Raw genomic sequence first — 13,403 nt, 5'->3', positions numbered from 1 at the left:
CGGCAACCCTGCGGTTGCCGGTATGTCGGGTCGCCACTTCCTGTGGGCGGGGACGCATCCCTCGACCAACAGTGCGCTAGCGAACACTCCTGCGGCGCAGTGACGCCGGCGAGAAGTAGCGCGTATTGGGGACCTCGTCGGTGAACACGCGGGTGTTAGCCTCTTCTGTGTCCAGACCGAGCACATGATAACGACGGGCCTGAAGGTCATGATAGACGTCAAGAACCGTCCACACACCCGGAAGTTCATAATAATTTTTAGGCAGCCCCATGGTTACACGCCAGAGTTCGCCACGGCCGTCGTACTGGTCAAGCAGAACCGTATTCCAGCTATCCTCGTCAATGTAGAACCGGCGCTTGCCGTAAATATGGCGCTCACCATCTTTCAGCGTGGCTTCAACCACGTGAACGCGATGGAGTTCCCAGCGGGTGAGGTCCGGATTCAAGTGGGAGATTCCCAGAATTTCCTCGTACGGAAGACCTTTTTCACCGATGCGGTAATTGTTGTAGGGGATGTAGATTTCCCGCTTGCCTTCGTAATTCCAGTTGTAGCGGTCCAGAGCCCCGTTAAAGATATCGGTGTCGTCTGCCGTACGCAGGTTATCGGCCGCTGCAATCGGGGAGTCGTAACCCAGGTTCGGTGCCCTGCGCACTCGACGCTGGCCGGCGTTGTAACCCCAGCCGTTCCGGGGATTGATAATCTGGTTCAGGGTCTCGTGAATCAGAATCGCACCACCGGCCAGTCTGGGTGGTGACTGGGTAAACGACAGGTAGTAGAAGATCACGTTGTCCAGATCTTCTTCACCGCCTTCCGGATTATAGTAGTTGAAGAAGGCTTCCTGCTGAGAGGTCACCAGCGAGTAGTCGCCGTTGGTCTGAACCGCCACCTCACTGGAACGACGGGTTACATTAACCCCGCGCCAGCGGGTCAGATGGTTCCAGACCGCCTGCCAGGCCTTCTGCTCGTCATTTCCGTGCAGGATTGGGAAAGGGTAGCCCCCAAATGCGCCATCCAGGCCTTCGCCCTGACCCACAATCTCTGCGTTTACCGCGTTTTCACGGGTATTCTCAGCCACCCAGTCGGGAACGGCATGGGTACGACGAGTCTGATGAACGGGCACCCGGAATGTGGTGGGGTAGGTTTCCAGCATCGCCTTCACACCGTCGGTAAGGTATTCCTCATACTGATCCATGTTGGCGGGCGTGATGGTAAACAGGACTTCATCATCCGGAAACGGATTGATGTGGTGCTGTCCGCTGCCCTCATAGCCGGGAGGCGGTTCTGTCAGCCCACCGGTCCAGGCCGGGATAGTACCGGCACTGTTGCCGGCCTTGGGTGAGCCAAAGGGTGTCAACTCCTGGCCCAGACGGGCCGCTTCACTGGCGGAAACCGCCGCCCACGCAGGCGCTGATGCCACGGAGAGAGCCAGCAGGCCGCCGAGAATCGCATTTTTGTTATACATCATTGTGAAACCTTAAGTGCGTCTGGAAGCCTCTGCGGAGGCTTTTTTATTGTCGTCTGATGGAATTACAGACCTTACTCCAGATTACCCGATCCCAGACTAAAGTCTATCGACCGAAAGTGCGATTTTGTATCTGACTTCAATCGGCAAGGCTCTTGTGCACCACCTCATAGACATCCCTGGACAATCCCGACTTGTCACGAATCCGCTCAAGGGCGGACTTCATCCGGGCACTGTACGACGGCGCAAACTTTCTCCACCGGGTCAGCGGCGTCACCAGACGCGCGGCAATCTGGGGGTTACTGTCGTCCAGGCGACAGACCTGATCCGCCAGGAACTCATAACCAGAACCGTCAGGATTGTGGAAAGCCGCCAGGTTCTGACCGGCAAACGCGCCCACCACAGAGCGAATCTTGTTGGGATTTTTCCAGTCGAAGGCCGGGTGCTCCAGAAGTCTCTGGATGTCCGGAAGCTGACCGGCCTGGTCGCTGGCCGCCTGCACAGAGAACCACTGTTCAACAACCTGGGGATCATCCTTGAAGCGATCGTAGAATTCATCCAGCGCCTGCTGGCGGTCAGACTCGAAGCCTGAATTCACAAGCGCCCGCAAAGCGCCCATCCGATCGGTCATATTGTCGGCGGCGTTCAACTGACTCACCGCCAGCTCCCGGCCCTCCTGGTCGTCAATCATCAGCAACCAGGCCAGCGCAGTGTTGCGCAGGCTACGACGGGCAATGGCTTCCGGTGTCACCTCGTAAGGACCGCCGTCCTGATGGCGCTGGTAGCACGCGATGAGTTCGGCTTTCAGGGCGCCCGCCAGATGGCGAAGTACCGCGTCGCGGGCGCGGTGAATGGCTGGTACGTCGGCGTTATCGGCCAGTTCAATCAGGTAGGCCTCGGAGGGAAGTTGCAGCATCTTGGCCACCAGGGCCTGATCCAACTCAGTGTCGGAAATCAGCTTGCGATAGGCTTCGACCAGTCTGGGTTCAATTTCCGCATCGTCAGGCGCGCCAACCAGCGACTGGATGACATCCACAGCCAGTCTCTGGCCCGCATCCCAGCGATTGAATCCATCCGGATCGTGGCTCATCAGGAAGAGCAACTGTTCGCGACTCCAGGCGTAGCGAACCCGAACCGGTGCGGAGAAATGCCGCAACAGTGACGGGACCGGCCTGGATTCGATGCCATGAAATTCAAACAAATGGGTCGCTTCGGTCAACTCCAGGACCCGCTCCGTCGGGGCATCTGCCTCACCCGCCCCAAGCTGTAACGGCAGCGGCTGGCCGTCCTGCCCCAGCAGGCCCAGCGCAAACGGTATGTGTTGCGGCTTCTTGTTGGTCTGTCCCGGAGTATCCGGAATGCTCTGTTCGATGTTAAGGCGATACACCCCTTTATCGGTGTCATAGTCGTCCGAGACATTCAGAACCGGCGTGCCGGCCTGCTCGTACCAGAGCCGGAACTGGCGCAGATCACGACCCGAGGCGTCCTCCATCGCTTTGACAAAATCATCGGTAGTGACCGCCTGGCCGTCATGGCGCTCAAAATACAGATCGCTGCCCTTGCGGAACAGGTCCGGCCCCAGAAGGGTGTGAATCATGCGCACCACTTCTGCACCTTTCTCATAAATGGTCAGGGTGTAGAAGTTGGAGATTTCCATATAAGACGCAGGCCGCACCGGGTGCGCCATGGGGCCACCGTCTTCGGCAAACTGGGCCGTACGCAGCAGGGTCACATCTTCAATCCGCTTCACGGTTGGGGAACCCATATCCGCCGAGAACTGGGAGTCCCGGAATACCGTGAAACCTTCTTTCAGGCTCAGCTGAAACCAGTCGCGGCAGGTAACCCGGTTACCCGACCAGTTGTGGAAATACTCGTGGGCAACGATGGCTTCGATACGCTGAAATGCCATGTCCGTAGCGGTTTCCTGGCTGGCCAGCACGCAGGAGGAGTTGAAGATATTGAGCCCCTTGTTCTCCATGGCGCCCATGTTGAAGTCGTCCACGGCCACAATCATGAAGATATCGAGGTCGTACTCACGACCATAGACTTCCTCATCCCAGCGCATGGAGCGCTTCAGAGAATCCATTGCGTGCTCGCACTTCTCGGCGTTTCGTGGTTCAACGTACATGCGCAGATCAATGTCGCGGCCCGAGCACGTAGAGAAGGTATCCCGTTTTTCCACCAGGTCTCCGGCCACCAGGGCAAAGAGGTAGCAGGGCTTGGGGAACGGGTCTTCCCAGGTGACAAAGTGCCGGCCGTTTTCCAGCTCGCCTTTCTCCACATCGTTGCCATTGGAGAGGAGCACCGGATAGGCGCCCTTGTTGGCTTCGATGCGGGTACGGAAGCGTGCCATAACATCCGGACGGTCCGGGAAAAACGTAATGCAGCGAAATCCTTCAGCCTCGCACTGGGTGCAGAACATGCCCGATGATTTATACAGGCCTTCAAGACGGGTATTGTTCTGGGGCTCTATCCAGGTCACCACAGTCAACGCGAACTGTTCCGGTACCGAGCGGACCACAAGCTGATCGCCGCGGTCTTCATAATCACCCGCTGCAAGCTCGGCGCCATCCAGGGCAACAGATTCCAGGGTCAGACTGTCGCCATCAAGCTCAAGAGGTGCAGACACCTCATCAGATTCCGGGTTCCGGCGAACCTCAAGCGTGCTGTGAACTCGCGCCCCGTCTTCAAAAAGCTCGAATTTCAGGTCTACAGTGTCGACCAGATAAGCAGGTACCTTGTAATCGCTCAGATAGATAGTCTGTGGCTGGCTGGTACGCATTGGTTTTCTCCAGAGTTCGCGGCCTGCGGACGCAGCATTCATAGCCCACAGACTTGAAAAGATTGGCCGGGCGAGGCGCTGTCAGCCTTCCAAAACCCGGAACCGGACTTCATAACCGGTGAATTTTCGAATGTTAATCACACCGGTATCCAGAATAAGGTACTGCCCTTTGATGCCCTCAAGAACGCCCTCTACCTCCGGCGTTTTGTCGAGGTTATGGGTTTTGATCTTTGCTGGCCAGACCTGGACGGGGTAGCTCAGGCCAAGCCCCTGTTCGTCCACCTCCCGGATCGAATCCTCACCGTGGGTCTGCCGGAGCGCATCAAGATCGGCGGCGATCAGTCCAAGCATTCGTTGGCGCTCTTGCGCCAGATCCAGCTCGGGCACATCGCCCTTGAGCATGGCCCGCCAGTTCGTCCGGTCGGCCACGTGTGTTTTGCAGGCAACCTCGACCAGACCGGCAATATACCGCGATGCAACACGAACCATCGGTATGGCGTCCACCGCGCCCTGATCAATCCAGCGGGTTGGCACCTGGGACGCCCGGGTAATGCCTACCTTCAGGCCGGACGAATTGGCCAGATACACCACATGCTCCACCATACAGTGGGTTTCACCCCACTCCGGCTCACGGCAGGTGCCAAGGTGATAGTGGCACTTCTCCGGGCTCATGATGCAACTGTCACACGCTGCCAGTTTCCGGAAACAGGGATAGCAGAAGCCCTGATTGAAACTTTTCTTGGTCTTCCGGTCGCAGTGGATGCATCGAATTACGCCATCGAAATCCAGGCGCAGCGGCCTTCCGATCAGATCATTCAGGGGAATGCGAGTGTCGCCCACGGCAATGGAGTACGCCACAGGTTCCCCCGCCTCCACCGGCATTTTGCGCAGCCGGCCCGTAACATCAATCAACTCGCTCAAGACTTGACCTCAACAAACTGGTCTGGATCAACATCGCCGTTGCCCTGGGTGCGCTGAACCGAAGGATCACAGGCGGTCCCCGCCTTGCTGCCCCGGTCGAGATAGCCTGTGCGCTCCTCTTCGGGAATGTTGTGCAGATTCTCGTAGTAAATCACCGCCTCCAGGCTGATTTCACGCTGCTCTGGTGTCAGCTTGCGGCCATCGGGCCATTTTCCGAGCTCAATGGACTGCCGGAGGCTCCGGTAAACATTCGGATCCAGTCGCTCGATCAGTTCTTCGTAGGTCATCCCGCTCTCCTGAAAAAACGTTCATTAAAAATGTGGCGGAACCGTTTGACAGAATCAAACGATAATGATTATCATTGCCTCACCAAATGACGACGGTCGTATCATTTGGTCTCTCTCATCAGGAGCTAAAAGCTCTTTTAACGCCCCGCCTCCGGCGGGGCTTTTTTTATGCGCCCCGCCTGCGTCTTACGGGCAAAACCACCGCCAGGGCCAGCCCGGCAATAAATCCCCCCAGGTGCGCTTCATTGGCCATGCGCCCGAGCCCGATGATTTCCGGGAGCGGCGTAAACCCGATCACCATCCATGCAACCGCAAAGGTAACCAGCGCCGGCGGAAACTGGAACCGCGGTGCCGTTCGCTGGCTGAGCCAGCAGTAGCCCAGAATCCCATAAACGACCCCGGATAGCCCACCGAAAAGAGGCCCGGACACGAAATACTGCAAGCCGTTCGAGATCAGGCTCGTGATCACGAACAGGCTGATCAGGCGCGCCCGCCCATCGAACCATTCGATCTGACTGCCAAGAAACCAGAGCATCACGGAGTTGAAAATTATATGGGTCCAGCTGAAGTGCAGAAAATCCGGTGTCAGCAACCGCCAGATCTGGCCACCGGCCAGGGTTGCGGTTAACGCATCAATGCGGCCGGCCAAGGTGGTCCAGTCGTAATCCCGGGGGTCAATCATCATCAGGCTGGCCGCCAGTTCATTCTGGCCCATGGCCGTAAGCCAGACCATGGCTACTGCAAACACTATGATCCCGAGTACCAGTGGCGCATGCTGGGGTGACGGCTGCCAGCGCCCGCCGACAAACACCGGCGACCGGTTCTGGCGATCCACAGCCTCCCTGATTTCAGGTTCCGCCATGAAGCGGTCCAGGGCGGAAAGCACGGGTTCGGCGTGGGCAGGGTCTTCCAGCCAGAGCACCTGGAATCCCCCTTCTTCGGTGATGCGGTGGGTCACACCTTGCCCGTTCAGCCAGCGGCTGAAGCCGGCCAGATTCACCGTGGTATCCAACTGCTTGACTCGGTACACCGTTTACTCCGCCTCCGGAATTGTTTCAGCCGAAACGCATGGTTTAGCGCGCGACACTGTCTTCGCTGGTGGGATAGTCCGGTTGCTCCGGCCTTTCCACATCTACCCAGACAAATTTGTCCCGGGAAAGTGCCCGCTCACCATCCATCCGGTAGGCCACCAGTCGGCCATACTTCACGGCACTGTAATCAATGCAGGCGACGTTAGGCTTAAGCGGCGCAGGCTCTCCTTCCATCCAGTAATGGCCTACAAATACCGGCGGTGCATCCAGGGGATAACTGATCAGTTGTTTGCGCTCGTCATCAGTCAGCACACGGCTCGCCACTTCCGGCGGCAGCGGGTCTGGCTGAAACACAACATCGGCGTAGGTATGGGGATTGTCCGCCCAGAACTTGGTTCGGAAAAACTCACGCACGTAGCCATCCCGACCCGTGATGGCCATCCCCTCGGGGAGCCTGAGATCTGTTCCACGCAGCAGCGTATCCATAACCTGACCGGCAAAGGACTCAATAGCGGCAGAAGCATGCAGGAAATCCTCATCGATGCAGGCGCCGCCCTGGACCTGCTTGAATTTTTCGATCAGATCGCCGTCCCAGCAGGCGTGTACAACACGGAAGTCCTCGTCGTCGATGAACAACGGTATGGTGTAGAACCACTCGAGAAACTCATTCCACTCATAAGGATGCGCCTCGAACTGTTCAAGAGTTTCCCGGATCAGGCGGTCATGACGGGCGTTATGCTCACGCAAGAAAGTCTTGCCGCTGCCGGCACGTGCTCGAGTGCAGTAACCCAGTGCATTGTACTCATGATTGCCCATGACAATGCGGGCCGAGCCATGCTCCACCATGTCCCGCACCAGATGCAGCGCCTCGCGGATACGGGGTCCGCGGTCAATGATATCGCCAATGAAGATCGCCTGACGACGCGGGTGCTGGTATACCCCGTTTATCTTGCGGTAGCCCATCTGGTCCAGCAATCTGGCCAGAGTATGGGCGCAACCGTGGATATCACCAATGATGTCGTAACCGCGATTTGCGGTCGGTTTTTTTACAGCCATGATCAACTCGCTGATATCTCACTAGCCCAGCCAAGCTTGTCACGGCAGGTGGCGTAGAAATTGTGGTCAGTGGGGTGAATCAACCGGATCTTGAACGGCTTTTTCGTTATGCGAATGATATCGCCCGGCGCACAGGCAATGTTCATCTGGCCGTCAAAGCTGATTTGCGGATAGGTTTCATTGGTCTCCCCAATCACCAGCTTGATCTCGCTCTTGCCATCGACAACGATCGGCCGGCTACTGAGAGTGTGGGGAAACATGGGCACCAGAACAATGGCATCCAGCTTGGGATGCATGATCGGGCCGCCAGCGGACAGCGAGTAGGCCGTAGACCCGGTCGGGGTTGAGACGATCAGGCCGTCAGAGCGCTGGCTGTAGACAAAATGACCGTCAATAAACAGATCGAAGCCAATCATTCGAGTGGATTTACCCGGATGCAGCACCACATCGTTCAGGGCAGTACCGAACCCCAGGGGCTGGCCATTACGCTCGACGTTGCCATCCAGCAGAAACCGGGTCTCCTCCATATACTCGCCTTCCAGAACCTTGCCGAGGCGCTCCTCAAGATCGGACGGCGATATATCGGTCAGAAACCCCAGACGGCCTCGGTTGACCCCAAGCAGGGGAATCTTGGACTTGGCCAGCTCACGGGCGGCTCCGAGGAGACTGCCATCACCACCAACCACGATAACCAGATCACAGATCTCGCCCAGCAGTTTTTTGCTCGCCACCTGCAGGCCATGCCCGGGCAACATGCTGGCAGTGTCTTCCTCAAGAATGACGTGGTAGTTGTTGGTGATCAGATACTGTTTGAGCTGGCGCAGTGATTCAACCACTTTCACGCTGCCCATACGGCCAATCACACCAATGTTCCTGAACTGATCCATGAAGTTTCCTGTGGTGTCGGAATGCGGCGGGGACGAACGAAACGGTTACCCCCAGGACAATCTGGCGTACAGTTTAACGAAAGTCACCCCGATACTGAAAAAAGTTGGGAAATCGCCCTAGCCCTGATGTTTCTCGCACCGGTCATCAATGCCCGGGCGGAACTCCGAAGGCTGGCTTACTCGAAGAATTGGCTCGCCACACGGCTTGCCATCTTCGTTTTCATGGGCACAGACAGGATTCTCGTAGTGGTCGAGCCACTCCCGATAGGCAGGTTCGTTCATACCGCAGCGTTCGGCTGCATAGGCGGTAGGGTTGCTGAAGTAGGTATCAATGTCCTTGAAAGGCAGCGTCACATGACCGACGCCGGGCTGGTAGGCCACCAGAAACACCGACTGGCGCTTGAGGTGGTCCATGATGGAATCCTCGGGCGGTTCGCGATTGCGCAGCTCGTGATTCTCCTCCTCAAGGGCAACGATTTTCTCGTCCCTCAATTCCAGCTCCCGCTGGCGCCGCTCCAGCTGCTCCCTGAGCAGCAAGAGTTCTGCGCCCGCGTTTGAATCCTCGCGTTGCTTTTCCTCACCAACAGCGGCCATCTGCTCCTGCATGGCCAGGTACTGTTCGTTTCGCTCCGATAAACGCTTTTTGAGCTGCTCATTACTCAGGCGCTGGCGCTCGTATTTCTGCTCGAGATCGGCAATATCACTGCGCAAACCCTGCATTTCCAGGCGATGCTCCCGCTGGATATCCGACAGGGCATCGCGGTGAACACTCTGCAGGGTCTTGATCCGCAGGCGTTGCTCCCGGATCAGCTGCGCCAGACGGGAGCGATCAGCCGCTGCAGCCGACTCTTCGCGCTCAGAGGAATCGTCGGCCTGTTCGCTCAGAACCGGAATATTCTCTTCCTGAACCGGCTCCACTTTCCGGAATTTCAGGCTGTTGGCTTCAACCGCTTTGCGGATCGCCTGGAAATGGTTGTTTCCGGGTGTCATGTCCGGGTCCCAGAGATCCTCCTTGAACTTGGGGTCAGGGCATTGACTCCGGCAAACCAGGCGGATCGCACCGCCACCCATGTCGGGCCCTTTGGCGCCTGTTCTGGCCAACTCTTCGATCGGCAGGTTCCAGTGACTGTCTGCCCGACCTTCCTCATCAAACCATATTTTGAAGAAAACCAGGGCCTGCACCTTGAGGTCAGGACTCAGTTCAACCAGTACAGCCCTGACCTCGGTTTCGGCGAGATCCGACAGCCCTACATAGCCATCCAGGAAGGCCCCGAATTCGGTAGCCCGCATCTCGCGGGCCACCTGGTTCCCTTCCACAAAAAATACCGCCGAATACCCATCGGTTGCCTGGTCGGCAGACACCATTGCACGTTCTCCACAAATCGTCGATTCGACACCACACGACAGAACCCCGAAAGGTGTTCCATCTTATCGTGATGCCGCCCCTGCTATGCCGACAATCCTGAGGCAGCATAGAAGGGACAAGCAGTCAGACTCAAAGCTATTAGTCTAGCCAGACAATCGTGTCTTCACAGGGAAAAACTGCAACGATTTGTGATCGTGTTTTCGCTTAGAGCTCTGCCGCCAGACGACTACCCTGGTTGATCGCCCGCTTGGCATCCAGTTCTGCGGCCACATCCGAACCGCCAATCAGGTGCACCGGAAGGCCAGCAGCCTCCAGATCGCTCTGCAGTTCACGCAGAGGCTCCTGACCCGCACACACGACAATGGTATCCACGGGCAGCACACGATCTTCGCCCTGCTCTGCGCCTTTCGGGGTGACCGTTATGTGCAATCCCTCGTCATCTATCTTGCGGTAGGTCACACCGGGTACCATCTGAACCTGCCGGTTCTTCAGGGACGTGCGGTGAATCCAGCCGGTGGTCTTGCCCAGATTCTTACCCACTTTCGATGCTTTACGCTGCAGCAGGTAGACCTCACGCGCCGGTTCCGGGACTTCAGGCTCAACGCCCTGAATGCCCCCACGGTGTTCAACGCTAAGATCCACGCCCCACTCACGCATGAAGTGATCGGTGTCCATGGCGGCCGACGTGCCCTTGTGGACGATAAACTCGGAGACGTCGAACCCGATACCGCCAGCGCCGATCACGGCCACTTTTTGGCCAACCGGCTTGCGCTCCAGTAGCGCATCCAGATAACCGATCACTTTCGGATGATCGATTCCTTCGATGTCTGGAGTCCGCGGCTTGACGCCGGTCGCCAGGATCACTTCATCAAAGCCGCCGGCCTTGAGATCCTCGGCGCTAACCCGGGTGTTCAGGCGCACATCCACCTGATGCTTGTCCAGCATCACCCGGAAATAACGCAGGGTCTCGTAGAACTCCTCCTTGCCCGGAATCAGCTTGGCCACGTTGAACTGGCCGCCGATCTCACTGCCGGCGTCAAACAGCGTTACCTTGTGGCCGCGCTCTGCCGCCACCGTGGCAAACGCCAAGCCGGCAGGGCCGGCACCCACGACCGCGATAGACTTGGGTGCAGCGGTCTTCACATAGGTCAGCTCCGTCTCGTGACAGGCGCGGGGGTTGACCAGACACGACGTCAGCTTGCCACTGAAGGTGTGATCAAGGCAGGCTTGGTTACAGCCGATACAGGTGTTGATCTCGTCGGCGCGATCTTCTGCTGCCTTCAGAACCAGATCGGCGTCTGCCAGGAACGGCCGGGCCATGGACACCATATCAGCATCCCCCTCAGCCAGAATCTTTTCGGCCACATCCGGCATGTTAATCCGGTTGGTTGTGACCAGCGGAATGCTCACCTCACCTTTCAAACGCGCCGTCACCTTGGTGAAGGCACCGCGGGGAACCGATGTGGCAATGGTGGGCACCCTGGCCTCATGCCAGCCGATGCCGGTATTGATGATGGTTGCACCCGCCTTCTCGATTTCCTTGGCCAGGTGGACAACCTCTTCCCAGGTGCTGCCATCTTCAATCAGATCCAGCATGGACAGGCGGTAGATCAGGATGAAGTTCTCACCCACCCGCTCGCGAACCCGACGCACGATTTCGATCGGCAGGCGAATCCGATTTTCGTAACTGCCACCCCAGCGGTCGGTTCGATGGTTGGTATGGGAAACGATGAACTGGTTGATGAAATAGCCTTCCGAACCCATGACCTCAACGCCATCATAACCGGCTCGCTGCGCCAGTGCGGCGCAATCCGCGTAGTCCTGGATCTGCTTTTCAATACCGGCTTCATCCAACTCCCTGGGCTTGAACGGGTTGATCGGTGCCTGGATGGCGGAAGGCGCCACCAGCTCAGGAGAGTAGGCATAACGGCCTGCATGGAGAATCTGCATGCAGATCTTGCCATCGGCTTCATGGACGGCGTCGGTGATAATCCGGTGCTTGTCGGATTCCTCTTCGGTGGTCATCTTGGCGGCGTGCTGGAACACCCCCCCTTCCACGTTGGGAGCAATACCGCCAGTCACGATCAGACCAGCGCCACCGCGGGCACGCTCGGCATAAAATGCCGCAAGACGTTCGAAGCCGTTTTTGGCCTCCTCCAGCCCCGTATGCATGGAGCCCATCAGGGTGCGATTGCGCAGCTTGGTAAAACCAAGATCCAGCGGCTCGAGCAGGTTCGGGTACTTGGCAACGCCTGGCGTCGTCGTGGTCGCGGTCATAGTCGGTCTCCTCATCGTGATCTTTGTCGGGCCTCCCACAAAGCCAGGGCCCCGTTCATTGTTGAGACTTAAACTACTCGCGCTCCTTGCCATGGACAATATCCCGGGATAACATTTTATTATCCTTGCATAACATGTCTGACAAAGACTTTAATGAGCAACTCCACGCACGCCCCACCCAAACGCCGCAACTCACTGGGAGACATCAGTGTCCTCTATGTCTCTGCGCTGATGCGGGCAGCCGAGGCAGAAGGCGCCAACACTACCGAACTGGCATCCCGTTTCCAGCTTGACCAACAGACACTGACATCGCCGGAAGCACGAATCAGCATTCCAAGATTCATGCGCCTGGGGCACGCTGCTATCCATGAGACTGGCAACCCGGCCCTGGGGCTGAGAATGGGGGCATTATCCCGCCCCGTCGACGCCGGCATTGCCGGACTCGCCGGAGAAACCGCCAGCACAGCCGGGGCAGCAATCAGCACCCTGATTCGCTACGCCCTGCTGACCAGTCGCAACAGCCGCGGCGTTCCAATGGTTCGACCAGACCTTCGGCAGGCGCAGTTCTATTCGATTCGCCCGTACAATGGCTTTAACTATTTCGTAGTGGATTCCGTTCTCGCCGCCTGGACCCAGTTCCTGCGAACCGTGACCGGCCGCTACGATGTTCTGGAGAGAGTTACCATCGAATACCGGTCCATCGGGCAGGATGACCTGTTCGAAGGCTGGTTCCGCTGCCCGGTGCAATTCGGAGCAACAAAGAACAGCCTTACCGTGCGGCAGGACATCTGGGAAAGTGCGAGCCAACAGGCTCAACCGGCCATGCATGAAAAGCTCACGGAGCTGTGCGCGCGGGAACTGCAGCAGATCCAACGGGGGTGGACAACAGGAGACCGGGTAAAAAACCTTCTCACACCACTGTTCCGGGGCGAGACGCCCAGCCTCGAAACCATTGCGATGAAACTGGGGGTTGCGCCATGGACACTTCAGAGACAACTGGCCGCCGAGGGAACCGGTTACCGGGAACTCATGGATGAAACGCGGAAACAGCTGGCGCGGGACTATATTCGGGAAACGGAGACATCACTGGCGGAAATTGCCTGGCTTCTTGGTTTTGCCAACCCTGCAGCCTTCCACAAGGCTTATCGGCGCTGGTTCAACCTGAGCCCGGGAGAACACCGAAAGCGAATCCGGCATTCCTGAGATCAAAGCTCCATGGCATCATCCCAGCCGTCATCGTCTTCGTATTCTTCAAACTGGCTCTCAATCAACTCTTCTTCGTAATCCCGCATAGCGGCCGTCCTATTCTTGAACTTTCAGGAACAGGCTAGATC

Annotated in this window: 10 protein-coding genes; 1 reads left to right on the top strand and 9 read right to left on the bottom strand. The window is 57.7% G+C overall.

The window, feature by feature from the left end:
* Positions 1-76: 76 nt before the first annotated feature.
* The 9 genes from NUW46_RS06825 to NUW46_RS06785 all read right to left on the bottom strand — a co-directional run bounded on the left by NUW46_RS06825 (position 77) and on the right by NUW46_RS06785 (position 12,069).
* Entirely contained in the window at positions 77-1,465 is a 1,389-nt protein-coding gene (locus NUW46_RS06825) for a DUF1329 domain-containing protein (protein WP_418141735.1), read from the bottom strand.
* Positions 1,466-1,601: 136 nt separating this feature from the next.
* Positions 1,602-4,244, bottom strand: a complete 2,643-nt coding sequence (pepN, locus tag NUW46_RS06820) for an aminopeptidase N (RefSeq protein ID WP_418141734.1) — start codon at positions 4,242-4,244, stop codon at positions 1,602-1,604.
* Positions 4,245-4,325: 81 nt separating this feature from the next.
* A complete protein-coding gene (locus NUW46_RS06815) occupies positions 4,326-5,165 on the bottom strand; it encodes a DUF2797 domain-containing protein (RefSeq protein ID WP_418141733.1) in 840 nt (279 codons plus the stop codon).
* Entirely contained in the window at positions 5,162-5,452 is a 291-nt protein-coding gene (locus NUW46_RS06810; RefSeq protein ID WP_418141732.1) for a YeaC family protein, read from the bottom strand. Before NUW46_RS06810 ends, NUW46_RS06815 begins: the two co-directional genes overlap by 4 nt.
* A 166-nt stretch (positions 5,453-5,618) precedes the next feature.
* Entirely contained in the window at positions 5,619-6,482 is an 864-nt protein-coding gene (locus NUW46_RS06805; RefSeq protein WP_418141731.1) for a rhomboid family intramembrane serine protease, read from the bottom strand.
* A gap of 43 nt (positions 6,483-6,525) precedes the next feature.
* Complete coding sequence (locus NUW46_RS06800; RefSeq protein WP_418141730.1) at positions 6,526-7,539, bottom strand: metallophosphoesterase; 1,014 nt, start codon at positions 7,537-7,539, stop codon at positions 6,526-6,528.
* 2 nt (positions 7,540-7,541) lie between these two features.
* Complete coding sequence (locus NUW46_RS06795) at positions 7,542-8,426, bottom strand: NAD(+) kinase (RefSeq protein ID WP_008170512.1); 885 nt, start codon at positions 8,424-8,426, stop codon at positions 7,542-7,544.
* 117 nt (positions 8,427-8,543) lie between these two features.
* Positions 8,544-9,791: a DNA repair protein gene (locus tag NUW46_RS06790; RefSeq protein ID WP_418141729.1), complete on the bottom strand. Its 1,248-nt coding sequence runs from the start codon at positions 9,789-9,791 to the stop codon at positions 8,544-8,546.
* Positions 9,792-9,996: 205 nt separating this feature from the next.
* Positions 9,997-12,069, bottom strand: coding sequence for an FAD-dependent oxidoreductase (locus NUW46_RS06785; RefSeq protein ID WP_418141728.1), 2,073 nt, complete (start codon positions 12,067-12,069; stop codon positions 9,997-9,999).
* A gap of 153 nt (positions 12,070-12,222) precedes the next feature.
* Here NUW46_RS06785 and NUW46_RS06780 point away from each other — a divergent pair, with 153 nt between their 5' ends.
* Complete coding sequence (locus NUW46_RS06780; protein WP_418141727.1) at positions 12,223-13,272, top strand: AraC family transcriptional regulator; 1,050 nt, start codon at positions 12,223-12,225, stop codon at positions 13,270-13,272.
* The last annotated feature ends 131 nt before the right edge of the window (positions 13,273-13,403 follow it).

The organism is Marinobacter sp. MA (assembly GCF_048298425.1).
Lineage (GTDB): Bacteria > Pseudomonadota > Gammaproteobacteria > Pseudomonadales > Oleiphilaceae > Marinobacter > Marinobacter salsuginis.
The sequence above is the reverse complement of the archived record's forward strand: the minus strand, read 5'-3'. Positions and strand labels throughout refer to the sequence as shown.